Raw genomic sequence first — 23423 nt, 5'->3', positions numbered from 1 at the left:
TAGCCGCAGCGTCGACGACCCTGCGTTCGTTACCCACCACGGAGGGTGGTGAGCTTTGGGCGGATTTTCCCGCTTCGGCCCTCCCTCCAGGCTTCGCCATCTCGATGCCGGGCAATTCCAAAGCGTACGGGCAGGCCCTCAATGCGACAAGCCGCGAAGAGTCTGCCCGATCCGACCCGGACGACCGATCGTACACCCGTTCGAATGCGCATGTCACCGCCCTCGACCCGGCCCGCCCGGGGTGCTCCGGCCGACCGGTACCGTCTAGTCGTGACCGATCTGGTACGGGCCTCGGCCCCGGTGGTGATGGGCGTTCTCAACGTCACGCCCGACTCGTTCTCCGACGGCGGACGGTACGCCGACCTCGACGCCGCCGTCGGACACGGCGTGCGGCTGCGGGCCGACGGCGCCCACCTGGTGGACGTGGGCGGGGAGTCCACCCGGCCCGGCTCCGACCGGGTCGACGCCGAGACCGAGACGGCCCGGGTGCTGCCGGTCGTCCGGGAGCTGGCCGCCGCCGGCGTGCCGATCAGCATCGACACCACCCGCGCGCGGGTCGCCGAGGCGGCCCTCGCCGCCGGCGCGGCGGTGGTCAACGACGTCTCCGGCGGCCTCGCCGACCCCGACATGGCCCGGGTGGTCCGGGACGCCGGCTGCCCCTGGGTGCTGATGCACTGGCGCGGCCACGCCCGCGAGATGGGCGAGCTGGCCCGTTACACCGACGTGGTCGCCGACGTCCGCGCCGAGCTGGGCCGGCGTGTCGACGAGGCGCTGCGGGCCGGTGTCGCCGCCGACCACATCGTGATCGACCCGGGGCTCGGCTTCGCCAAGACGGCCGCGCACAACTGGGAGCTGAGCGCCCGCCTGCCCGAGCTGCTGGAGCTGGGCTTCCCGCTGCTCTTCGCGTCCAGCCGAAAGGCGTACCTGGGTCGGCTGCTGGCCGGCCCCGACGACGCCCCCCGCCCCACGGACGGCCGGGACGCGGCCACCGTCGCCACCAGCCTGCTCGCGGTGGCGGCCGGCGCCTGGGGCGTCCGTGTGCACGACGTCCGCGCCACCGCGGACGCGCTCGCCGTCTGGCGGGCCACCGGCGCGCCCCGCCTGACGCCCCCGACCACCAGCGCGGCCCGCCCGGCCCGCGCGGGCGCCGGCCGGGCGGGCGGCACCGCCGACCACGGAGGAGACCGATGACCGACCGCATCCAACTGACCGGCCTGCGGGCGCACGGCCGGCACGGGGTGTACGACTTCGAACGCGCCCAGGGGCAGGACTTCGTCGTCGACGCCGTGCTGGAGATGGACCTGGCCCCGGCGGCGCGCTCCGACGAGGTGGGCGACACCGTCCACTACGGCGAACTGGCCGAGCGGCTGGTCGCCGTCGTCACCGGCGAGCCGGTCAACCTGATCGAGACGCTCGCCGACCGGCTGCTGACCGTCTGCCTGGCCGACCCCAGGGTCGAGGTCGCCACGGTCACCGTGCACAAGCCGGAGGCGCCCGTCCCGCACGCCTTCACCGACGTGGCCGTCACCATGACCCGGCGGCGCGGCCGGTGACCCGGGCCGTCCTCTCCCTCGGCAGCAACCTCGGCGACCGGCTGGCGCACCTGCGCTCCGCCGTGTCGGCCTTCGGCGACGACGTCCTCCTGGTCTCCGGCGTCTACGAGACTCCACCGTGGGGGGACCAGGACCAGCCCGCGTACCTCAACGCGGTGCTGCTCGCCGAGGACCCGGCCGCGACGCCGCGCGACTGGCTGGAGCGGGCCCGGGCGGCGGAGCGCGCCGCGGGCCGGACCCGCGACCCGCGGCGGCGCTTCGGGCCGCGCACCCTGGACGTCGACGTCATCGCCGTCTGGGCCGACGACGAGCCGGTGGTCAGCGACGACCCGGAGCTGACCCTGCCGCACCCCCGGGCGCACCTGCGGGCGTTCGTGCTGCGGCCGTGGATCGACATCCAGCCGTACGGGCGGCTGCCCGGGCACGGTTGGCTGACGGACCTGCTCAACACCGGCCCGGCCGCCGCCGACGCCCTGGATCTGCGCCCCCGGCCGGATCTGGCGATAGAGTCGACGGCATGACCCAGTGGAGCCGGCCGGCATGACGCAGGCGCGATCCCCACGCCCGGGCGGGACGGGTCCGGACCGGTTCCGGATGGGCCCCACCCGGATCTCCACCCTGGTGGTGGCCGGCCTCGGCGCCGCCGCGGTGGCCTGGCTGCTGATCAGCACCCTCTACTACGACTACCTGCCCGACCTGCCGTGGCTGCCGGTGGTCACCCTGGCCGCGCTCGCCGTGCTGGAGGGGTACGCCGCGGTCAACACCCGGGGGCGGATCGAGCGCCGGCCGGGCCGCGACCCGGTCAACCCGCTGCTGGTCGCCCGGTTCGTGGTGCTGGCCAAGGCGTCCTCGCTGGCCGGTGCGATCTTCGCCGGCTTCTACGCCGGGCTGACCGGCTGGCTCTTCGTGGAGCGTACGGACGCCGCGATGGACGACCGGCCGGTCGCCGGCGCCGGCCTGCTCGCCGGGTTGGCCCTGGTGGCGGCGGCGCTCTGGCTGGAGCGCTCCTGCCGCGTCCCCGAGCAGGAGGACGACGAGGACCGCGAGCCCGGCGACCGGGAGAACCGCCCCGGCCCGCGCTGATTCGGGGGGTTACGCCCGGCCTCCCGCACGGGTAGCGTGCCTGCGACCGGAGAGCAACGGCCGCCCCGGCCCGCCCGCGCGTCGGACCTGGACGAGCGGCCACGTGGGAGGCGGCGGCTATGGGGTACGACGAACCGGGGCGCGACGCGTCCACCGAGCCGTCGTCCGGCATCCCGGCCGCCGTCCTGGAGAACGTCTTCGACGACCCCGCGCACGGGGAACCCGGCCGGGACCGGTTCGCGGTCCACGTCGTCTGGGAGTTGCTGCTCCTCGTCACGCTGGGCGTCGGGACGTTCCTGCTCTGGCGGGAGAACCCGGACGCGCTGCGCGGCGCCGGGCTGCGCTCGCTGCTGCTGGACGCGGTCGTGCTCGGGCTGCTGGCGCTGGCCGCCGGGCTGAGCCTGCGTACCGCCGCGGTGAACCTGGCGGTGGGCCCGGTGGCGGTCGCCGCCGCGCTGCACATGGCCGAGCAGGGCGACCGGGGCGTCACGGCGGCTGCCGGGCCGGCCCTGGCGGTCGCCGCGCTGGGCGGGCTCGCCCTGGCGCTGGCCGTGGTGGTGCTGCACGTCCCCGGCTGGGCCGCCAGCCTCGCCGGTGCGGCGGGGGTCGTCGTGTACATCGAGCAGCGCTCCGCGCCGGTCCTCCCGCAGGGTGACTACGACCCGGGGCGCGGCGCGCTGCACCTCTTCGCCGGGCTCGCGGCCGTCGTCGTGCTCGGCGGCTTGTTGGGGGCGGTGCGGGCGGTCCGCCGGCTGGTCGGCCGCTTCCGCCCCGTCGTCGACCCGGCCCGCCGTCGCGGCGTGGTGGCGGCGGTGGTCGTCTCCGGCGCGCTCGTCTGCTCGACCGTGCTGGCCGCCCTCGCCGGCATGCTCACCGCCACCCGCGCCGCCGGGCCGGTCGCGCCCGACGCCGGGCTGGATTGGACGGTGCTGGCGGTCGGCGTGGCGCTGCTCGCCGGCACCAGCGCCTACGGCCGGCGGGGCGGCGTGTTAGGCACCCTGCTGGCGGTGTGCCTGGTCGCGGTCTTCGTCGCGTACGCGCAGGCCAGGGGCTGGACGGTGAGCCGGTGGGCGGTCGGCGCGGCGGCGCTCGGCGTGGGGCTGCTGGTAACCCGCCTGGTCGAGGCGTACGGGCGGCCGGCGGTCGGCGCGGCGGCGGAACCGGTCCCGGTCGGGGACGGCCGGATCGGCACGGGTTGGGCGGCGCCCCGGCCCGACCCGGTCGGCGACTGGCCGCCCGCCCTGCCGGCGCAGTCCACCGAGAGCCCGGCGGACCCCTGGAGCGTGCCGCGGTGGGAGAGCGGGCGCCGCCGGTGGGAGAGCGACGACCGCTGAGCGGCCACCCCCTGACCGGCCGCGGGGCGGGCCGGCGGTGTCGGCCGGTGTCGCGTCCACCCTGCCGGCGGTGATCTCGGCGGTTAGGCTCGTCGGCATGACCGACACACCATCGACCTCCGCCGGCCCGTCGTTCGAGGAGCTCGACGCGCTGTCCACTGAGGAGCTGCGGGAGCGGGCCTTCGCGGTCGCCCGGGAGCGCCGCGACGTGGGCTTCTTCTGGTCGGTGCTGCGGCACCTGCCGAACGCGGACGAGGCCGCCGTCCTGGACGGCGCGCCCAACTCGGTGGGGCCGACGATCGACGAGGCCGCGGCGCTGTGGCGGGAGCTGACCGGGCACGGCTACGAGGAGTCGGCGCCGCTGCTGCGGGCCGCCTTCATCGACTACCTGATGACGCACCCGCGAAGGTGACGGTGGCCGACGGGCTCCGGCAGGTTTGCTCCCCGAGGTCCGCCGGGAACTGATCCGATCATGGCGCTCACCAACCCGCCGCGGGCCGGCGGCCGCTACGGGACGGCGGCGGGCACCGGCGCGCTCGCCGCGTTCCTGCTGGTCGCGGTCTGCGGCAGCCCGGCGTACGTCGGCTGGGCCGCCGGCACCGACCCCACCTCCGCCGGCGGCTGGTTCCTGCAACTGCTCGCCTGGCCGGCCTGGCGGCTCGACGGCGGCGATGCCTCCGGCGGCCTGCTCGTCGCGAACCTGCGGGCCGTCCTGCTGGTGATCCTCGCGGTGGTCTTCCTCTACCTGCTGCCCGCCACGCAGGTGGCCCGGGTACAGGGGTCGGCGAGCCAGTTCTTCTCCGGCTGGGCCGCCTACGTCCTGGCCGGCGGCTTCGCCTCGCTGCTCGCCGCCTTCCTCGGCCCCGATCCGGCGCTGCTCACCGCCATCCAGTCGGCCGGCACCGGCGCGACGTACGGCTTCCTCTCCGGCTGGATCGTCGGCACGGCCAGCCTCGGCGGCCGGGCCTGACCCGCCGGCCCGCGATCCCCCCGTCGTCCGACCTGGCCCCGCTGCCCGCGACCCTTCCCGGCCGGGCCGGTCACCGGTCGGGCCGGCCCAGTTCGAGCAGTCGCGTCCGGCTGAGCACGCCCACCGGCCGCCCCTCGTCGGTCACCACCACCCGATCGGCGGCCGAGGTCAGCAGTGCCCCCAGCGCGTCGTACGCCGAGCCGCCCCGCGACACCGTCGGCAGCTCGGCCACCCCGGTCGTCGGCAGCGGTTCGACGGCCGCGCCGGTCAGCGGGGTGACCGCCAGCCGGCGGATGCCCCGGTCGGTGCCGACGAACTCGCGGACGAAGGGCGTGGCGGGCGCCCCGAGCACGGCGGCCGGGGTGTCGTACTGCTCCAGGCGACCGCCCTGGGAGAGCACCGCGATCCGGTCGCCCAGCCGGACCGCCTCGTCGAGGTCGTGGGTGACCAGCACGATCGTCTTGCGCACCTCGGCCTGCAACCGCAGGAACTCCTCCTGCAACCGGGTCCGGGCGATCGGGTCGACGGCCGAGAACGGCTCGTCCATCAGCAGCACCACCGGGTCGGCGGCGAGGGCCCTCGCCACCCCGACCCGCTGCCGCTGGCCGCCGGAGAGCTCGTGCGGGTAGCGGCGGCCGAACGTCGCCGGGTCGAGCCCCACCAGCTCCAGCAGCTCGTCGACCCGGCGGCGGCTGCGCTCGCGGGGCCAGCCGAGCAGCCGGGGCACGGTGGCGACGTTGGCGCTGACCGTCTGGTGCGGGAAGAGCCCGACGTTCTGGATCACGTAGCCGATCCGGCGGCGCAGCCGGACCGGGTCCACCCGGGTGACGTCCTCGCCGTCGAGCAGGATGCGGCCACCGGTCGGCTCGATCAGCCGGTTGACCATCCGCAGCACCGTCGACTTGCCGCAGCCCGACGGTCCGATGAGCACCACCAGCTCGCCGGCGGCGATGTCGAGGCTCAGCTCGCGTACGGCCTCGGTGCCGTCCGGGTAGCGCTTGTGGATGCCCTCCAGCGCGATGGACGCCGCACGCGGCCCGCCGTGATCCGTGGTTGCCGGGGTAACGTCCACACATGTCCTTCCGCCTGAGCTACCGGGCCGACCCGGGTAACCCGTGGTTCTCCTGGCAGTACGTGCGGGACAACTCTGACACGATCCTCGCCGCCGTGCGGGAGCACGCCTCGCTGACGGTGCGCGCGGTGCTGATCGCCGCCCTGGTCGCCGTGCCGCTGGCCGTGGCCGCGTACTGGTTCCGCTCGCTGGCCGGGCCGGTGCTGGCCGTCACCGGGGTGCTCTACACGGTGCCGTCGCTGGCGCTGTTCGCGTTCATCGCGCCCTACCTGGGCATCGGGGCGGTGACGGCGCTGAGTGTGGTGGTCCTCTACGCGCTGCTGGTGATCGTCCGCAACGCCCTCGCCGGGCTCAACCAGGTGCCTCCCGAGGTGCGTGAGGCGGCCGAGGGGATGGGGTACGGCCGCTGGGGCCGGCTGGTCCGGGTCGAGCTGCCGCTGGCCCTGCCGGGCATCCTCACCGGCCTGCGGCTGGCCACGGTCTCCACGGTGGCCCTGGTGACCGTGGGCGTGGTGATCGGGCGGGGCGGCCTCGGGCAGTTGATCTTCGCTGGCTTCCAGAACAACTTCTACAAGGCGCAGATCATGACGGGGACGCTGCTCTGCGTCCTGCTCGCCCTGGTGCTCGACCTGATCCTGGCCGGCGTGGGCCGGCTGCTGACCCCCTGGCTGCGGAGCAGGGCGGCGTGAGCGCTCGGAACGCCGCGCGGCGCGGTCCCGCGGTCGCGAACGGAGGGCGGGCCCGATGAACCCCGTCGAGGCGGCGCTGGTCTGGCTCAACGACCCGCTGAACTGGACCAATCCGGGCGGGATCCTGGAGCGGCTCGGCGAGCACCTGTCGATGTCGGCGGCGGCGGTGGCGCTGGGCTGCCTGATCGCCTGGCCGATCGGGCTCTGGCTCGGGCACACGGGTCGGGGCGGGGGCCTGGTGGTGCTGGTGTCGAACGTCACGCTCGCCGTGCCGACGCTGGCCCTGCTCACCATCCTGCCGCTGACCTTCCTCGGCTTCGGCCAGCCGTCGGTGGTGGTCGCGCTGGCCGTCTTCGCGGTGCCGCCGCTGCTGGCCAACGCGTACACGGGGGTGCGGCAGGTCGATCCGGAGGCCCGGGACGCGGCGCGCGGCATGGGCTTCTCCGGGTGGCAGTTGCTGCGCCGGGTCGAGCTGCCGCTGGCGGTGCCCTACCTGGCGGCCGGATTCCGCACGGCGGCGGTGCAGGTGGTGGCGACCGCCGCGCTGGCCTCCTTCGTCAACGGCGGCGGTCTCGGGCAGATCATCCGCGCCGGGTTCGGGCTGGACATCGCCGCCGGCGGCGGCCAGATCCTCGCCGGCGGCGTGCTGGTGGCCGGGCTCGCCGTCCTGGTCGAGCTGGTGCTGGCCCTGGTCGAGCGGCTGGTCACCCCCCGCCCGCTGCGGGCCACCCGCCGCCGGGCCCGCCGCCGCGCGGCGGACGCGCTGGCCGGCGGCTGAGCTCCGGTCCGCCCCGCGCGGGACGCCACACCCGGGAGTGCCCGCCGACGCGCGCTGCCGCTCACCGACGCCCGCTGTTCGATGGCTGTCGACGGGTGACGATCCGGTGACAAACCTTTCCTCGGGTTGTCGGACCCGTGTGGAAGATGTTGGGTGGAAAATCGCGGGCGGCCGGAAAGGGGGCCGCCCGACGGACACAGCGGGCGGCCGGAGAGGGATCGCCCGTCGGACACGCGGCCGGCCCGGACGGGTCGCGCCGGGACACGGAAGGCGGGCACTGATGCGCGCACGTACACGACTGGCGGTCGGTGCGGTGGGAGCCCTCGCTGCGGCGGGGCTGCTGACCGGATGCGGCGACGCCGGCTCCTCCGGCACGGACGCCCCGGAGCAGGCGGCCTCCGGGGCCGGCTGCGCCCCGGTCGCCGGTGACCAGCTCGTCGTCCTCGACGACGACAAGAAGCTCCAGAACACCGACAACGTCATCCCGGCGGTCAACGCCAAGGCGGCCAACCCGCAGCTGCTCGCGGCGCTGGACAAGGTCTCGGTGGCGCTCGACACGCCGAAGCTGATCCAGCTCAACAAGGCCGTCGACGTGGACCGCAAGACGGCGCAGAAGGCGGCCGAGGAGTTCGCCGCGGCCAACGGCGTCACCACGGGCATCGCCAAGGGGCCCGGCGGTCAGATCGTGATCGGCGCGGCCAACTTCACGGAGAACGAGATCCTGGCCGAGCTCTACAAGATCGCGCTGACCGCCGCCGGCTACGAGGCCAAGGTGCAGCAGATCGGCAACCGCGAGCTCTACGAGCCGGCCCTGGAGCGGGGCGAGATCCAGGTGGTCCCCGAGTACGCGGCGACCATGGCCGAGTTCCTCAACACCAAGGCCAACGGCAAGGACGCCCAGCCGGTGTCCTCGCCCGAGCTGGAGAAGACCGTCGCCGCGCTCAAGGCCGCCGGTGACAAGGTGGGCCTCGTCTTCGGCACGCCCGCCGCCGCCCAGGACCAGAACGCCTTCGCCGTGACGAAGACCTTCGCCGACAAGTACGGCGTCCGCACGCTCTCGGACCTGGCGGCCAAGTGCTCGGGCCAGGCCACCGTGCTGGCCGGGCCGCCGGAGTGCCCGCAGCGGCCGAAGTGCGGGGCCGGGCTGGTCCAGGTCTACGACTTCAAGGCCGGCTCGTTCAGCTCGCTGGACCAGGGCGGCCCGCAGACCAAGAACGCCCTGAAGACCGGCGCCGCCAGCGTGGGCCTGGTCTTCTCCTCGGACGGCGCGCTGGCGTCCAGCTGATTCCCAGCCGGTCGCCGGCGGCCCCGCGCCGCCGGCGACCGGCTGCGCCGTCCCGTCCCGCCGGGCCTCTCCAGCCGTTCCCAGGCGGGGGAACTCTCGGTAGGCTGCGGACCCATGCCAGCCCCGGTCGCCCCCGCCGACAAGCGCAACCCACCGCTGCTCACCGTGCTCTTCTGGATCGGCGTCGCGCTGGCGCCGGTGGCGGCGCTGATCCTGCTCGTCGCCGACGGCAACGGTCCGCTGCGGTTCGCCGCCGTGCTCGCCATCCTGGCCGTGGTCCTGATCGGCCTGTCGATCGCGTTGCGCGCCGACGGCGCCGGCCCGGCCCGGCCCGAGGAGCTGCTGGACGAGATGGAGCAGCTCCGCCACGAGCTGCGCGGGGAGATCGTGGCGGCCGCCCAGCGTGGCAACCAGGCGCTCGACCAGGCCCAGCGGGCCCAGGAGGCGGTCGCCGCGCTACGCCGGCGGCTGGACGCCAGCAGCGCCGCGCTGGGCGGAATCGACGACCAGGCCGATGCCGGCCGGACCCCGGGATCCGCCGACGACGGGTTCTCTGGCCGGGGGCGGGCGCCGGGCCAGGACGATCCGGCGCCCCGCTGGGGACGCGCCGACCGGGACGACGAGGAGCCCGCCCGCCGGCCCCAGCCGGGCCCGCGCGCCGAGCGGCCGGCGGCCCAGGCCGGGGCGTACGGCGCGGACCGGCCCACCGGCGGCTCGGCCGGCGGGTACGGCGGGGACCGGCCCGCCACCACCGGGTCCGCCGGGGTGTACGGCGGGGACCGACCCGCCGGCGGAGCGGCCGGGGTGTACGGGGCGGCCCGGCCGGCGGAGCCCGAGAGCCAGCCCGCCGCGCGCCCGCTCGGGGTGGTGCGGCACACCGAGACCGTGCACGTCACCACCCGGCACACCATCGTGGACGGTGGCGCGTCCGTGCCCGGCGACCCCGGCACCGGGTACGGCGGCGGGTACGCGGGACGGTGGTCACCGCCGCCGGAGGAGCGGCCGTGGTCCGGCGAGTCGGACGACCGGTCCCGGGCCGGTCACGGCGACCCGGCGGACCGGCCCCGGCGCGACGACGACCGTTCCCGGCGGAACGACGACCGGTCGTGGGCGACGGCCGGCGCGCCCCGGGACGACGACCGGTCGCGGTCGCGCGACGGGGGCGAGTGGTCCGGGCAGGGGACCGACCACGAGCGGCCGGGCCGACGGGACGAACGCGGGCAGCGGCAGGAGCGCGGGCAGCAGTGGGACGACCGGGGCTGGGACGGCACGGGCGGGCCGGCGGCCTGGGCCGCTCCGGCCGAGCAGCCGGGGCGGGGCCGGCCGCACCAGCCCGACGAGGCGGGACCGGAGCGCGGTGAGTACTGGTCGCAGCTGCGCGCCGGTGACCGGTGGGCGGCCGTGCGGGACGACGACCGGGGCCGGGAACTGCGGGTCGGGGAGCGGCGTGCCGAGGTGCACGCGGACGCCACCGGCACCGAGTACCGGGTCGCGGACCGCTGGGCGACGGTCCGCCGGGACGAGCCGCGTCGGGAACGGGCGGACGACGGATGGCGGGGCGGCTGGGCGGAGCCGGGGGACGCGCCGGCGCTGCCGGCCGGCGGGGTGCCGGTGCCCGAGGAGTGGCGCCCGCCCCGCCAGCGCGGGCACCAGCCCGAGGCCCACCGCACCCGCCAGCCGGAGCCCGAGCCGGAGCGGTACGGCCGGCGGCAGGAGCGCTACGGCTACCCGCCGCAGGACGACGTCCCCCGCGCGGGCGGCTCGCGTTCGGCCGACCGCTGGCGCTGACCGGCGACCGGGGCGGCGCGGGTCACTTGTCGATGTCGCCGACCACGAAGAACATCGAGCCGAGGATGGCGATCAGGTCCGACACCAGGCAGCCGGGGAGCAGGGTGGCCAGCGCCTGCACGTTCGCGTACGACGCGGTGCGCAGCTTGAGCCGCCACGGCGTCTTCTCGCCGCGCGAGACCAGGTAGTAGCCGTTGATGCCGAGCGGGTTCTCGGTCCAGGCGTAGGTGTGGCCCTCCGGCGCCTTGAGCACCTTCGGCAGCCGGGTGTTGACCGGCCCGGTGAGCCGGTCCACCCGGTCCAGGCACTGCTCGGCGAGGTCGAGCGAGGCGTACACCTGGTCGAGCAGCACCTCGAAGCGGGCGTGGCAGTCCCCGGCGGTCTTCGTCACCACCGGCACGTCCAGCTGGTCGTAGGCCAGGTAGGGCTCGTCGCGGCGCAGGTCGAGGTCGAGGCCGGAGGCCCGGGCGACCGGCCCGGACGCGCCGAACGCGGCGGCGTCCGCCGCCGTGAGCACGCCGACGCCGACCGTGCGGGCCAGGAAGATCTCGTTGCGCCGGATCAGGTTGTCCAGGTCCGGCATGCGTCCGCGGACCTCCGCGATGGCGGCCCGCGCCCGGCCGGTCCAGCCGGACGGCACCTCCTCCTTGAGGCCGCCCACCCGGTTGAACATGTAGTGGATCCGGCCGCCGGAGACCTCCTCCATCACGGCCTGGATCGTCTCCCGCTCGCGGAACGCGTAGAACATCGGCGTGATCGCGCCGATCTCCAGCGGGTAGGAGCCGAGGAACATCAGGTGGTTGAGCACCCGGTTCAGCTCCGCGAGGGCCATCCGCAGCCAGGTGGCCCGTTCCGGCACCTCCATGCCCATCAGCCGCTCTACGGCGAGCACCACGCCCAGCTCGTTGGAGAAGGCCGAGAGCCAGTCGTGCCGGTTGGCCAGCACGATGATCTGCCGGTAGTCGCGGACCTCGAAGAGCTTCTCCGCGCCCCGGTGCATGTAGCCGACGATCGGCTCGCAGGCCACCACGCGTTCGCCGTCGAGCACCAGCCTCAGCCGGAGCACGCCGTGGGTGGAGGGGTGCTGCGGCCCGATGTTGAGCACCATGTCGGTGCCGAGCTGCTCCCCGCCGGTGCCCGCCACCAGGCCCGCTCCGGTGCCGACGGTCAGCTCGCGGAGGTCGCCGGCGTCCGTGGTCATGTCCGTCATCGTGCCATGAACCGCGCGGGGTCGACGCCGACCGGTTGCCGCAGCCACCAGTGCCCGCCCAGCCCGGCCGGGTCGGTCAGCTCCGCCACGGCCGAGGCGGCGGCGAGCGCCCGCACGTAACCGACCGGGTCGCTGGCGGCCAGGCTCAGCACCGGTCGCCCGCCGTCGGCCCCGAGCGCCCGCAGCGCCTCCCGCTGCGACACCAGGTCGTACGCGCACCGGGCGACCCGCTCACCGGCGGAGGCGACGGAGTCGACGGCGACGTGTGCGGTGACGTCGCGGGTCCCGTCGGGCACCGGCGGCACCTGCCGCCCAGCCCGGTACCCGGTCAACGTCCCGTCCACGGGCCGGCCGCCTCGCAGGTGTCCGTAGTCCACGGCCAACGCCAGCCCCCGGTCGACGTGGCGCACGGCGTCCGCCCATGCCTCGTCGCGGGTCCGGCCGATCTCGGCGCGCACCCCGGTGGGGGGTTCCGGGCGGCCCGACCCGCTCCGGGCGGTCAGGCTTGATCCCTCCGCGGGTCGGGCCGCCCGGAACCCCGACCCGGTCGGGCCGATCCCGTCCGCTCCGACCGCTGACACCGGCCACCACCGGGCCAGCCAGTCCGCGTCGGCGGGTTCGACCGGGTCACCGATGGTCTCCGCACCGGTGGTGGGGTCGACCAGCAGGTAGCGCCAGCCGTCGGTGGTGTGCACCGCCACGTCGAGCGGCACGTTGTCCAGCCACTCGGTAGCCACCAGCAGCCCGGTGATCCCGTCGGGGATCTCGTCCAGCCAGTCGATCCCGCCCGGCAGGTCGGCCGGTCGGGGCGCCTTCTCGACGGCGGTGAGGCGTACCCGGGAGGCGAGCGGAACAGGCGTGGAGGGCGCGGGACCGGCGGACGCCGGGCCGGGCGAGAGCGAGGGCCGGGCAACCCCCAGTGCGGAGGAGAGCTGGCGCAGCAGCTCACCCCGGCCCGCTCCCACGTCGACGACGGAGAGGACAGCGGGGTGGCCGAGGGCGGCGTCGACCTGCTCGACGAGCCGCAGCAGCGCGGCGGCGAAGGCGGGGGACGCGTGCACGCTGGTGCGGAAGTGGTCGGCCGGGCCGGAGCCGGCGACGAAGAACCCGCCCGGCCCGTAGAGCGCCCGGTCCATGGCGTCCCGCCAGCGGACCGGCATCAGTTCATCCCTCGTCCCGCGTGGACGACCAGATCTCGTCCGCCACGACCCGCTTCGTCACAGGCGGCACTGTAGCCGCAGCCGGCCGCCCGCGCCGCCGGGAACGCCCCGCGCACCGCCCGGTGAAGGTTTTCACAGACCCTGTTTCGGCTCCGTCACGGCGGCGCATACTTGCGATCGACCGGTACCCCCTCCGAGGACTGGATCGTTGCCATGAGCGCACCGCTGCGCCCGCAGGCGGCCACCCCGCCTACGGCCGCCGTACCGTCGGGCGGCGCCACATCCGGCGCCCCGCTCTCCTTCCCGCGCACGCTCACCGTCGGCGTCGTCGGCGCCGGCCGGGTCGGCGCGGCGCTGGGCGCCGCGCTCGTCGCCGCCGGCCACCGGGTGGCCGCCGCCTCCGGCGGCTCCGGTGCCTCCCGGGCCCGGCTGGCGCTGCTGCTGCCCCGGGTGCCCCGCCGCTCCGCCGCCGCCGTGGCCCGCGCGGCCACCGACCTGCTGCTGGTCGCCGTGCCGGACGACGCGCTCGCCGGGGTCGTCACCGACCTGGCCGACAGCGGCGCGCTGCGTCCCGGCCAGGTCGTGGCGCACGTCTCGGGCGCGCACGGATTGGCCGTGCTCGCCCCCGCCGCCGCGGCGGGCGCCCGGCCGCTCGCCCTGCACCCCGCCATGACCTTCACCGGTACGCCGGACGACCTCGCCCGGCTGGCCGGCATCTCGTACGGCGTGACGGCCCCGGTGGAGCTGCGCCCCCTGGCCGCCCGGCTGGTCGCCGACCTCGGTGGCGTGCCGGAGTGGGTTGGCGAGGCCGACCGGCCGCTCTACCACGCGGCGCTGGCGCACGGCGCCAACCACCTGGTGACCCTGGTCAACGAGGCGGCCGACCGGCTGCGCGACGCCGGGGTGGCCCAGCCGGAGAAGGTGCTCGCCCCGCTGCTGCGGGCCGCCCTGGAGAACGCGCTGCGCCTCGGCGACGACGCGCTGACCGGGCCGGTGTCCCGGGGCGACGCCGGCACGGTCGAGCGGCACCTGGCCCGGCTCGCCGCCACCGCACCCGAGTCGGTCCCGCCCTACCTGGCCCTGGCCCGGCGTACGGCCGACCGGGCCATCACCGCCGGCCGGCTCCGCCCGGTCGACGCGGAGTCGCTGCTCGGCGTGCTGGCCGGGCCCCGGCGGGAGGTGGCCGCGTGAACGGGCCGACGGTGGACGGAGGGGGCCGCGTGACGGAGTTGGTGCACACCCGCGCCGAGCTGGCCGCGGCGCGGGACGGGCTCAAGGGCACCGTCGGCGTCGTGATGACCATGGGCGCCCTGCACTCCGGGCACGAGACGCTGCTGCGGGCGGCCCGGGAGCGGGCTGACCACGTGCTCGTCACGATCTTCGTCAACCCGCTCCAGTTCGGGCCGAACGAGGACTTCGACCGTTACCCGCGCACCCTCGACGCCGACCTGGAGATCTGCCGGCGGGCGGGTGCCGACGTGGTGTTCGCCCCGTCGGTGGCGGACATGTACCCGGACGGCCAGCCCCGCGTCCGGGTCAACCCGGGCCCGCTCGGCGAGGACCTGGAGGGGCAGAGCCGCCCCGGGTTCTTCCACGGGGTGCTGACGGTGGTGCTGAAGCTGCTTCAGCTCACCCGCCCCGACCTGGCGTTCTTCGGCGAGAAGGACTACCAGCAGCTCACCCTGGTGCGGCGGATGGCCCGGGATCTCGACGTGCCGGTCGAGGTCGTCGGCGTGCCCACCGTACGGGAGCCCGACGGGCTCGCCCTGTCCAGCCGCAACCGCTACCTCTCCCCGGCCGAGCGGGAGACCGCGTTGAGCCTGTCGGCGGCGCTGCGGGCCGGTGCCGAGGCCGCCGACGCGGGCGGTGACGCGGGGGCCGTGCTCGCCGCCGCGCACGCCGCCTTCGGCGCCGGTACGCCCGGTGCGCGGCTCGACTACCTGGTGCTCACCGACCCGGACCTGGAGCCGGGGCCGGTGTCCGGTCCGGCACGGCTGCTCGTCGCCGCCTGGGTCGGCGGCACCCGGCTGATCGACAACGCGGCGATCCGGCTCGCCCCCCGTTCCTGAACCCGACCCCCACCAGTTTCCGCGAAAGGCATCCCGATGCTGCGCACCATGCTCAAGTCGAAGATCCACCGGGCCACGGTGACCCAGGCCGACCTGCACTACGTCGGCTCGGTGACCGTCGACGAGGACCTGCTCGACGCCGCCGACCTGATCCCCGGCGAGCAGGTGGCGATCGTGGACATCACCAACGGGGCCCGGTTGGAGACGTACGTGATCCCGGGCGAGCGGGGCAGCGGCGTGATCGGCATCAACGGTGCCGCCGCCCATCTGGTGCACCCGGGTGACCTGGTCATCCTCATCTCGTACGGGCAGATGGACGACGCCGAGTCCCGGGCCTATCGGCCGAGGGTCGTGCACGTCGACGCCGACAACCGCATCGTCGACCTGAACGCCGACCCCACCACCGCCGCCCCCGGCACCGCCGGCACCCCGATCCCCAACCCCTACGCCGCCGTCTGACCCGCCGGCCCCGCCCGCCCCGTCCGTTCCCCGCGATCTTGCACTTGCGGCCCGCCTTTTGTCACCACAAGTCCTGTTTGCCCGGGCGGTAACTGCAAGATCGCGGCATAGTGGGGGTGAGTGGGAGCGCAAACGCGGTCTGTCACCGGAGGGCAGCGGTGGGTAGTCTGGGTGCCCGTCGGAGAGACGCGGTGGCTGGGGGAGGCCGCGATGCGCCGTTCGATGACCACCCTGCTCGCCGCCGTGAGCGCGGCAGTCCTCCTGGTCGGCTGCGCCGGCTCCGCCGGGCCGGACGGTGACCTGACCGACGACTGGGCGGCCCTGCCCGCGCCCGGCTCGTTCACCCCGGCCGCCGGCGTCTGCCAGGCCGCCGACTTCACCGACGTGGTGACCCTGGCGGCGTACGCGCCGGTGGACTGCGCCGCGCCGCACCGGGTCGAGACCGTGCACGTGGGCGCCTTCCCGGCCGAGCGGGCCACCCCGCCGCCGGGCGGCTCGGCCGAGCTGCGAGGCGCGTTCGCCGACTGCGACGCCCGCGCCACCGGGCACGTCGGCGACGACTGGCGGGCCGGGCGGCTCCGGCTGGCGGTGGCCCTGCCGTCCGGGCCCGGCTGGGCGGCCGGCTCCCGCTGGTACCGGTGCGACCTGACCGAGGTGAGCACCGTCGAGGCCGCCGCCACGGTGGTCACCCGCTCCGGCAGCCTGCGGGACGCGCTGCGCGGGCCGTCGCCGCTGCGGCTGGGCTGCCAGCAGACCAGGGCCGGCGGCGGGTCGGTGCGGACGCTGCTCCCCGTCGACTGCGCCACCCGGCACGACGCCGAGTTCGTCGGGGTGTGGCGGGCGCCGGACCGCCCGTACCCGACCCGGGCCGCCGACTGGGCCCCGCTCTATGCCGGCTGCCGCTCCGTGTTGGGTCGCTACGTGGGGGTGCCCGACGACGCGGACCTGCGCTTTCGCAGCGGGGTGGTGGTGCGACCGCCGGGGGCGGGGCGCTGGCGCGTCGGCGACCGCGGCGTCCGCTGCTACCTGTGGCTCGACGACCGTACGGTGACCGGCTCCCTGAGGGGCGCGGGCCCGGCCGCCCTGCCGGTCCGGACGAGGTAGGCCCCCCACCCGGCCACCGGACGCGATGGCCCAAACCACTCGTCCCGCCCCCGCCGCCCCCCGCGAGGGACCTTCGGGTTGACTGTGGGCATGGACCTTCCGACCGTGGACCTGCCGGCGCTGCCCCGACTGCTGGCCGCCCCCGCGCCCGGCTGGGTGGAGACCACCGACGTGATCGTGGTCGGCTCCGGGGTGGCGGGGCTCACCGCCGCGCTGCACCTGCGGGAGGCGGGCCTGCACGTCACCGTGGTCACGAAGGTCAACATCGACGAGGGTTCGACCCGCTGGGCGCAGGGCGGCATCGCCGCCGTGCTCGATCCGCACGACACCCCGGCCGCGCACGCCTCCGACACGGAGATCGCCGGCGTCGGGCTCTGCGACCCGGCGGCGGTGCGGGTGCTGGTCGAGGAGGGCCCGACCCGGCTGCGCGAGCTGATGCGGATCGGAGCGGAGTTCGACCGCAACCCGGACGGCTCGCTGATGCTCACCCGCGAGGGCGGGCACCGGGCGGACCGGATCGTGCACGCCGGCGGCGACGCCACCGGGGCCGAGGTCCAGCGGGCCCTGCACGCCGCCGTCCGCCGCGACCCGTGGATCCGGCTGGTCGAGCACGCCCTGGTGCTGGACCTGCTGCGCGCGCCCGGAGACGGCCCGGGTGGGCTCGGCGCGGCCTGCGGCATCACCCTGCACGTGCTCGGCGAGGGCAGCGAGGACGGGGTGGGCGCCATCCTGGCCCGGGCGGTCGTCCTGGCCACCGGCGGGATGGGCCAGATCTACGCGGCCACCACCAACCCGGCCGTCTCGACCGGGGACGGGGTGGCGCTGGCGATGCGCGCCGGCGCGGCGGTCACCGACGTGGAGTTCGTCCAGTTCCACCCGACCGCGCTGATCACCCCGGCCGGTGCGGGTGCGCCGGGCGCCGGGCACGCCCAGCAGCCGCTCGTCTCCGAGGCCCTGCGCGGCGAGGGCGCCCACCTGGTCGACGGCGACGGCAAGCGGTTCATGGTCGGGCAGCACGAGCTGGCCGAGCTGGCGCCCCGGGACGTGGTGGCCAAGGGCATCCACCGGGTGCTGCTGGCCACCGGCGCGGACCACGTCTTCCTCGACGCCCGGCACCTGGGCGGCGACTTCCTGGCCCGGCGCTTCCCGACCATCGTCGCGTCCTGCCTGGCCATCGGGGTCGACCCGGCGGCCGACCTGATCCCGGTGGCCCCGGCCGCCCACTACGCCTCCGGCGGCGTCCGCACCGACCTGCGCGGTCGCACCTCCATCCCCGGCCTGTACGCCTGCGGCGAGGTCGCCTGCACGGGCGTGCACGGCGCGAACCGGCTGGCCAGCAACTCCCTGCTGGAGGGGCTGGTGTTCTCCCGGCGGATCGCCGAGGACGTCGCTGTCGGGCTGCCGGAGCAGGCCCAGCCGGCGTCGACCGGCGCCTGGGTCGGCGGCGAGGGCTGGGTGGTGCCGGCCGAGGTGACGCCGACCATGCAACGGGCGATGACCCGGGGCGCGGGCGTGCTCCGCTCGGCGCAGACCCTCGCGGGGACCGCCGACGCGCTGACCGGGCTCGGCGCGGGCCGGGGCCGGCCCCGGACGGCCGACTGGGAGGCGACGAACCTGATCACCGTGGCGTCGGCGCTGGTCGCCGCCGCGTACGCCCGCCGGGAGACCCGGGGCTGCCACTGGCGGGAGGACTTCCCGACGGCCGACGAGCGGTGGCTCGGCCACCTCGTCGGCGCGGTCGGGGCGCAGGGCCGGATGACGTCTCAGTGGGAGGGGAATCGATGACGGAGTCGACGGAGCGGGCGTTGCGGGACGCCGGCCTGGACCCGGCGCAGGTGCGGCGGGTGATCGGGAACGCGCTCGCCGAGGACCTGGGGCCCGACTTCCTCGACGTCACGAGCGTCGCCACCATCCCCGCAGGGCAGACCGACACGGCCGACCTGGTGGCCCGCGCCGACGGCGTGGTGGCCGGGTTGGCCGTGGCGGCGGCCGTGTTCGAGTTGGTCGGCGAGGTGACCGGTGCCGGCCGTACGGTCGAGGTGTCGCTGGTGGCCCACGACGGCGCGCGGGTGGCGCGCGGCGACGTGCTGGCCACGGTGACCGGCCCGACCCGGCTGCTGCTCACCGCCGAGCGGACGGCGCTCAACCTGCTCTGCCGGATGTCCGGGGTGGCCACCCACACCCGGGCCTGGGCGGACGCGCTGGCCGGCACCAAGGCGATGGTGCTGGACACCCGCAAGACCACCCCGGGCCTGCGCGCCCTGGAGAAGTACGCGGTCCGCGCCGGCGGCGGCACGAACAAGCGGATGGGCCTGCACGACGTCGCCATGATCAAGGACAACCACAAGCTGGCGGCGGGCGGGATCACGGCGGCCTTCCGTCGGGTCCGGGAGACGTTCCCGGACGTGCCGGTGCAGGTCGAGGTGGACACGGTGGCCGAGGCGGTGGAGGCCGTCGAGGCCGGAGCGGAGTTCCTGCTGCTGGACAACATGACCCCGGAGATGCTCACCGAGGTGGTTGCCGCCGTGGGGGACCGGGCGGAGCTGGAGGCGACCGGCGGGCTGACCCTCGACGTCGCGGCGCGGTACGCGGCGACCGGCGTCGACTTCCTGTCGGTGGGCGCGCTGACCCACTCCTCGCCGATCCTTGACATCGCCATGGACCTGCGCACCGAGTGAGCCGGCGGCCGGTCGTTGTCTAGGCTTCGTGCGTGCTGCTCTGCATCGACATCGGAAACACCAACACCGTGCTGGCGACCTTCGACGGCGACAAGCTGGTGCACTCCTGGCGGATCAAGACCGATGCGCGGTCGACGGCGGACGAGCTGGGCCTGAAGTTCCGGGGCCTGCTCGCCGGGGACGCGGTTGAGATCACCGGGGTGGCGGCCTGCTCCACCGTGCCGGCCGCGCTGCGCTCGCTGCGCACCATGCTGTCCCGCTACTACGCCGACCTGCCGAGCGTGATCGTCGAGCCCGGGGTGCGCACCGGTGTGCAGCTCGCCATCGACAACCCGAAGGAGGTGGGCGCCGACCGGGTGGTGAACACCCTGGCCGCGTACACCCTCTACGGCGGGCCGTCGATCGTGGTGGACTTCGGCACCACCACCAACTTCGACGTGATCAGCGACCGGGGCGAGTTCCTCGGCGGCGCCTTCGCGCCGGGCATCGAGATCTCCTTCGACGCGCTCGCCGCCCGAGCCGCCCAGCTGCGCAAGGTGGAGGCCACCCGGCCCCGCTCGGTGATCGGCAAGAACACCGTCGAGTGCCTCCAGTCCGGCCTCTACTTCGGCTTCGCCGGCCAGGTCGACCGGATCGTCGAGCGGATGACCGAGGAGCTGGGCGAGGTGCGGGCCGTCATCGCCACCGGCGGGCTCGCCGGCCTGGTGATCAACGAGTGCCGCACGATCACCCACCACGAGCCGATGATCACCCTGATCGGCCTGCGGATGGTCTACGACCGCAACGTCTGACCCCGCCGGCCCCGGTCCCGGGCCGCCGCCGGGGCCGGGCGCCGCCGCCGGCCTCAGCGCCGCCGGGCGCGGCAGACGAGGGTGCGGTACGGCAGGTCGAAGCGCTCCCGCCCGGCCAGGTCGGGGTGGGTGTCCAGCAGGTCGCGCAGTTCCCGGTCGAGGTCCCGCCGCCGTTCCGGGTCGGCCGTCAGGTAGTACGAGCGGGTCCGGACCATCCCGACCAGCTCGTCCGGGGTGAGCGTGGTGCGGTGCGCGAAAACGGCCTGCTCGGCCGGCGCGAACGCCGGTCCGAAGTCGCCGACCCGGCTGGCCAGGTCGTCGGCGCTGCCGCCCATTCGGGCGATCTTCGTCAGCTCCGCCACCCAGCCGGTCCGCTCGTCCCGCAGGTTCCAGATCGGCGCGAGGACGCCACCGGGCCGGAGCAGCCGGGCGATCTCGGCGTGCGCCCGCTCCCGGTCGAACCAGTGGTACGCCTGCCCCGCCAGCACCGCGTCGGCCGCGCCGTCCGGCAGCGGCACCGACTCGGCGCTGCCCGCCACGGCCGTGGTGCCCGGGGTGACGGCGTCCAGGCGGGCCCGCATCCCGGGGTCCGGCTCGACGGGCACCACCTCGTGTCCGAGGGCGAGCACCCCGCGGGTGAGGATGCCGGTCCCGGCGCCCAGGTCGACGACGCGGGCGGGCGCGCCCAGCCCGTCGAGCGCCCAGCGCACCGCCTCCTCCGGATAGCGGGGCCGGAACCGGTCGTAATCGCCCGCCGCCGCACCGAACGACAGGGCGTGAGTGGGGTCGGTCATGGCGGGCAGGTTATCCCGTAACGCCTCCCTGGCGCCTTGAGTACGCTCGGGGCCTGACCCCGCCCGAAATCTCCTTCTGAGGAAGCGTGCCGTGACCGAGCAGACTCCCGTGCCAGTCGATCCCGCCGACGACCTTCCCGAGCAGATGAAGGTCCGCCGGGAGAAGCGGGACCGGATGCTCGCCGAGGGCGTCGAGCCGTACCCGGTCGGATTTCCCCGGACCAGCACGCTGGCCGAGATCCGCGAGAAGTACGCCGAGCTGCCCACCGACACCGCCACCGGCGACCGCGCCTCGGTCACCGGCCGGGTGATCTTCGTACGCAACACCGGCAAGCTCTGCTTCGCCACCCTCAGGGACGGCGACGGCACCGAGTTGCAGGCGATGCTCTCGCTGGACCGGGTCGGCGCCGAGCGGCTGGACGACTGGAAGCGCCTCGTCGATCTCGGCGACCACGTCGGGGTGACCGGCGAGGTGATCACCAGCCGCCGGGGTGAGCTGTCCGTGTTGGCCGACGAGTGGGCGGTCACGGCGAAGGCGCTGCGCCCGCTGCCGGTGGCGCACAAGCCGCTGAGCGAGGAGGCGCGGGTCCGGCAGCGCTACGTCGACCTGGTCGTCCGGCCGCAGGCGCGCCAGATGGTGCGCACCCGGGCCGCGACCGTCCGCAGCCTGCGCGACTCGCTGCACGACCGGGACTTCATCGAGGTGGAGACCCCGATGCTGCAGTTGCTGCACGGCGGCGCGGCGGCCCGGCCATTCGTGACCCACAGCAATGCGCTGAGCACCGACCTGTATCTGCGAATCGCGCCGGAACTGTTTCTCAAGCGGGCCGTCGTCGGCGGCGTCGACCGGGTCTTCGAGATCAACCGCAACTTCCGCAATGAGGGCATCGACTCCTCGCACTCCCCGGAGTTCGCGATGCTCGAGGCATACCAGGCGTACGGCGACTACGACACGATGGCGGAGCTGACCCGCAATCTCGTGCAGCAGGCGGCGATCGCGGTCGCCGGCTCGACCGTGGTGACCCACGCCGACGGCCGGGAGTTCGATCTGGGCGGCGAGTGGCGCTCGGTGACCCTCTTCGGGGTGCTTTCCGAGGCGCTCGGCGAGGAGGTCACGGTACGCACCGAGCACGCCCGCCTCGTCGAGTACGCCGACAAGGTCGGATTGGCGGTCGACCCGAAGTGGGGGCCGGGCAAGCTGGCCGAGGAGCTGTTCGAGGAACTGGTCGTCCCCGGCCTCCAGGCACCCACCTTCGTCCGCGACTACCCGGAGGAGACCAGCCCGCTCACCCGGGCGCACCGCAGCGAGCCGGGGCTGGCCGAGAAGTGGGACCTCTACGTGCTCGGTTTCGAGCTGGGGACGGCGTACTCGGAGCTGGTGGATCCGGTGGTGCAGCGGGAGCGGCTGCTGGCCCAGGCGCAGCTCGCGGCCCGCGGCGACGACGAGGCGATGCGGCTGGACGAGGACTTTCTCCGGGCGATGGAGTACGGAATGCCGCCGGCCGGGGGTATGGGAATGGGAATCGACCGGCTCTTGATGGCGCTGACGGGCCTGGGAATTCGGGAAACCATCCTCTTCCCCCTGGTGCGGCCGGAGTAGTCGCGTACTCGCACCGGGTCGTTACCGCATCCTATTGACGCGACAAGCGTCGCACGGGTTATTGTGCTCTCAAGTTTGCAGGAGCACCCTGCTCGAAAGGAATGTGGGACGTGGCCAAGCAGATCATTCATAAGCTGGTCGATGACCTGGACGGCGGGGACGCTGACGAGACCGTCAAGTTCGCGCTCGACGGCGTTCAGTACGAGATCGACCTGTCGAGCTCGAACGCCGAGAAATTGCGTGACGTATTCGCTCCCTACATCGCCCACGGGACCAAGGTGGGCCGGGGCGGTGTCGTCGTGGGCGGCCGGGCCGCACGCGGCCGGGGCGGCGCCACCGCCGACCGGGAGCAGAACAAGGCGATCCGGGCCTGGGCCAAGAAGGCCGGCAAGGACATCTCCGACCGGGGCCGGATCCCGCAGGAGATCGTCGACGAGTACCACTCCAAGGCCGGTCACTGACCCGACCGCCGACGGGCGACAGACGCCGGGCCGGAGCACGACTCCGGGCCGGCGTCGCCGTATCCGCCCACGGGTGCGCCGGGACCGGGAAGAATTTCGCCCCGACGGAGGTTGTCCACAGCCGGTGGAGAACTTGTCCACAGCCTGTGGACGACTCCCGGGCGGCCCGGGTTCGGGGCCGCGCCGGTGCCGGCACCGGCCTGCGGACGCGGTCCGGCCGGTGCCCGAATTTCGCTCTGCGCGTACAGGCGGGGGTCGCGGAACACCCCCTGAGCGCGGACGGTTGAGTAAAACGACGCGTACGCGGCCTCTGGCGGGGACACACGACCTCAGCGGAGTCGGTCTGCGGCGATAGAGTAAGTAGGCACGGACGCCCGTCCCGGACGTCCGCGCACCGGCCCCGCCAAGATCTAGACCATCAAGGCGCACGGCACGTGAGGAGCACGAGGGCATGTTCGAGCGGTTCACCGACCGAGCGCGACGGGTTGTCGTCCTGGCCCAGGAAGAGGCCCGGATGCTCAACCACAACTACATCGGTACGGAGC

The 23423-nt window shown here is 75.1% G+C and carries 25 protein-coding genes; 21 read left to right on the top strand and 4 right to left on the bottom strand.

The genetic code is table 11. From position 1 onward, the window contains the following. Positions 1-270 precede the first annotated feature (270 nt). The 7 genes from folP to ACZ6Q9_RS26665 all read left to right on the top strand — a co-directional run bounded on the left by folP (position 271) and on the right by ACZ6Q9_RS26665 (position 4940). Positions 271-1191, top strand: coding sequence for a dihydropteroate synthase (gene folP / locus ACZ6Q9_RS26695; protein WP_396830116.1), 921 nt, complete (start codon positions 271-273; stop codon positions 1189-1191). Further along, positions 1188-1553 carry a dihydroneopterin aldolase gene (gene folB / locus ACZ6Q9_RS26690; RefSeq protein ID WP_357703493.1) on the top strand — a complete coding sequence of 122 codons (366 nt, stop codon included), beginning with the start codon at positions 1188-1190 and terminating at the stop codon, positions 1551-1553. Before folP ends, folB begins: the two co-directional genes overlap by 4 nt. Next, a complete protein-coding gene (gene folK / locus ACZ6Q9_RS26685) occupies positions 1550-2074 on the top strand; it encodes a 2-amino-4-hydroxy-6-hydroxymethyldihydropteridine diphosphokinase (protein WP_393458044.1) in 525 nt (174 codons plus the stop codon). The genes folB and folK overlap by 4 nt, the downstream gene beginning before the upstream one ends. Positions 2075-2093: 19 nt before the next feature. After that, positions 2094-2636, top strand: coding sequence for a DUF3180 domain-containing protein (locus ACZ6Q9_RS26680; RefSeq protein ID WP_357703488.1), 543 nt, complete (start codon positions 2094-2096; stop codon positions 2634-2636). Positions 2637-2755: 119 nt separating this feature from the next. After that, entirely contained in the window at positions 2756-3970 is a 1215-nt protein-coding gene (locus ACZ6Q9_RS26675) for an ABC transporter permease (RefSeq protein ID WP_393458047.1), read from the top strand. A 97-nt stretch (positions 3971-4067) separates the two neighbouring features. After that, positions 4068-4382, top strand: coding sequence for a hypothetical protein (locus ACZ6Q9_RS26670; RefSeq protein WP_393268358.1), 315 nt, complete (start codon positions 4068-4070; stop codon positions 4380-4382). A gap of 60 nt (positions 4383-4442) precedes the next feature. After that, positions 4443-4940, top strand: coding sequence for a hypothetical protein (locus ACZ6Q9_RS26665; RefSeq protein WP_396830117.1), 498 nt, complete (start codon positions 4443-4445; stop codon positions 4938-4940). A gap of 70 nt (positions 4941-5010) precedes the next feature. Here the strand turns inward: ACZ6Q9_RS26665 and ACZ6Q9_RS26660 are convergent, their stop codons facing one another. Continuing rightward, positions 5011-6012, bottom strand: a complete 1002-nt coding sequence (locus tag ACZ6Q9_RS26660; RefSeq protein ID WP_393268353.1) for an ABC transporter ATP-binding protein — start codon at positions 6010-6012, stop codon at positions 5011-5013. Positions 6013-6014: 2 nt separating this feature from the next. Between ACZ6Q9_RS26660 and ACZ6Q9_RS26655 the strand changes: the two genes are divergently transcribed. The 4 genes from ACZ6Q9_RS26655 to ACZ6Q9_RS26640 all read left to right on the top strand — a co-directional run bounded on the left by ACZ6Q9_RS26655 (position 6015) and on the right by ACZ6Q9_RS26640 (position 10552). Then, positions 6015-6701: an ABC transporter permease gene (locus ACZ6Q9_RS26655; RefSeq protein WP_393268350.1), complete on the top strand. Its 687-nt coding sequence runs from the start codon at positions 6015-6017 to the stop codon at positions 6699-6701. Positions 6702-6756: 55 nt separating this feature from the next. Beyond that, entirely contained in the window at positions 6757-7479 is a 723-nt protein-coding gene (locus tag ACZ6Q9_RS26650; RefSeq protein WP_357703475.1) for an ABC transporter permease, read from the top strand. Positions 7480-7759: 280 nt separating this feature from the next. Next, on the top strand, positions 7760-8764 hold the full coding sequence (locus ACZ6Q9_RS26645) for a glycine betaine ABC transporter substrate-binding protein (RefSeq protein WP_393268347.1): 1005 nt from the start codon (positions 7760-7762) through the stop codon (positions 8762-8764). Between the two features lie 114 nt (positions 8765-8878). Further along, positions 8879-10552 carry a hypothetical protein gene (locus ACZ6Q9_RS26640; protein WP_396830118.1) on the top strand — a complete coding sequence of 558 codons (1674 nt, stop codon included), beginning with the start codon at positions 8879-8881 and terminating at the stop codon, positions 10550-10552. A 22-nt stretch (positions 10553-10574) separates the two neighbouring features. Here the strand turns inward: ACZ6Q9_RS26640 and ACZ6Q9_RS26635 are convergent, their stop codons facing one another. Together ACZ6Q9_RS26635 and ACZ6Q9_RS26630 are read right to left on the bottom strand one after the other, a co-directional pair. Next, on the bottom strand, positions 10575-11762 hold the full coding sequence (locus tag ACZ6Q9_RS26635; protein ID WP_393268343.1) for an NADH-quinone oxidoreductase subunit D: 1188 nt from the start codon (positions 11760-11762) through the stop codon (positions 10575-10577). Next, positions 11759-12922 carry an SAM-dependent methyltransferase gene (locus ACZ6Q9_RS26630; protein WP_466021440.1) on the bottom strand — a complete coding sequence of 388 codons (1164 nt, stop codon included), beginning with the start codon at positions 12920-12922 and terminating at the stop codon, positions 11759-11761. Before ACZ6Q9_RS26630 ends, ACZ6Q9_RS26635 begins: the two co-directional genes overlap by 4 nt. A gap of 213 nt (positions 12923-13135) precedes the next feature. On the opposite strand from ACZ6Q9_RS26630, the gene ACZ6Q9_RS26625 reads away from it, so the two are divergent. The 7 genes from ACZ6Q9_RS26625 to ACZ6Q9_RS26595 all read left to right on the top strand — a co-directional run bounded on the left by ACZ6Q9_RS26625 (position 13136) and on the right by ACZ6Q9_RS26595 (position 20023). Beyond that, positions 13136-14113, top strand: a complete 978-nt coding sequence (locus ACZ6Q9_RS26625) for a Rossmann-like and DUF2520 domain-containing protein (protein ID WP_396830121.1) — start codon at positions 13136-13138, stop codon at positions 14111-14113. 29 nt (positions 14114-14142) lie between these two features. Further along, positions 14143-14991, top strand: coding sequence for a pantoate--beta-alanine ligase (panC, locus tag ACZ6Q9_RS26620; protein WP_357703458.1), 849 nt, complete (start codon positions 14143-14145; stop codon positions 14989-14991). 36 nt (positions 14992-15027) lie between these two features. Further along, a complete protein-coding gene (gene panD / locus ACZ6Q9_RS26615; protein ID WP_396830122.1) occupies positions 15028-15450 on the top strand; it encodes an aspartate 1-decarboxylase in 423 nt (140 codons plus the stop codon). Between the two features lie 210 nt (positions 15451-15660). Continuing rightward, entirely contained in the window at positions 15661-16554 is an 894-nt protein-coding gene (locus ACZ6Q9_RS26610; RefSeq protein WP_396830123.1) for a septum formation family protein, read from the top strand. Between the two features lie 90 nt (positions 16555-16644). Then, complete coding sequence (locus ACZ6Q9_RS26605) at positions 16645-18339, top strand: L-aspartate oxidase (RefSeq protein ID WP_396830124.1); 1695 nt, start codon at positions 16645-16647, stop codon at positions 18337-18339. Beyond that, positions 18336-19232 carry a carboxylating nicotinate-nucleotide diphosphorylase gene (gene nadC, locus ACZ6Q9_RS26600; RefSeq protein ID WP_393458074.1) on the top strand — a complete coding sequence of 299 codons (897 nt, stop codon included), beginning with the start codon at positions 18336-18338 and terminating at the stop codon, positions 19230-19232. The genes ACZ6Q9_RS26605 and nadC overlap by 4 nt, the downstream gene beginning before the upstream one ends. A 32-nt stretch (positions 19233-19264) precedes the next feature. Next, positions 19265-20023 (top strand): type III pantothenate kinase, encoded by a 759-nt coding sequence (locus ACZ6Q9_RS26595; RefSeq protein ID WP_350709398.1) that lies wholly within the window; start codon positions 19265-19267, stop codon positions 20021-20023. A gap of 53 nt (positions 20024-20076) precedes the next feature. Here the strand turns inward: ACZ6Q9_RS26595 and ACZ6Q9_RS26590 are convergent, their stop codons facing one another. Beyond that, positions 20077-20817 (bottom strand): class I SAM-dependent methyltransferase, encoded by a 741-nt coding sequence (locus ACZ6Q9_RS26590; RefSeq protein WP_393458077.1) that lies wholly within the window; start codon positions 20815-20817, stop codon positions 20077-20079. 91 nt (positions 20818-20908) lie between these two features. Here ACZ6Q9_RS26590 and lysS point away from each other — a divergent pair, with 91 nt between their 5' ends. The 3 genes from lysS to ACZ6Q9_RS26575 form a co-directional block, all read left to right on the top strand. After that, on the top strand, positions 20909-22417 hold the full coding sequence (gene lysS / locus ACZ6Q9_RS26585) for a lysine--tRNA ligase (RefSeq protein ID WP_393268321.1): 1509 nt from the start codon (positions 20909-20911) through the stop codon (positions 22415-22417). A gap of 110 nt (positions 22418-22527) precedes the next feature. Beyond that, complete coding sequence (locus ACZ6Q9_RS26580) at positions 22528-22878, top strand: histone-like nucleoid-structuring protein Lsr2 (protein ID WP_342672168.1); 351 nt, start codon at positions 22528-22530, stop codon at positions 22876-22878. A gap of 451 nt (positions 22879-23329) precedes the next feature. Then, positions 23330-23423, top strand: a 94-nt coding sequence (locus ACZ6Q9_RS26575) for a Clp protease N-terminal domain-containing protein (RefSeq protein WP_425454139.1), incomplete at its 3' end; no start/stop codon positions are given.

This window comes from Micromonospora sp. NPDC049139 (assembly GCF_055586845.1).
This window is presented reverse-complemented; position numbering and strand designations above follow the sequence as displayed.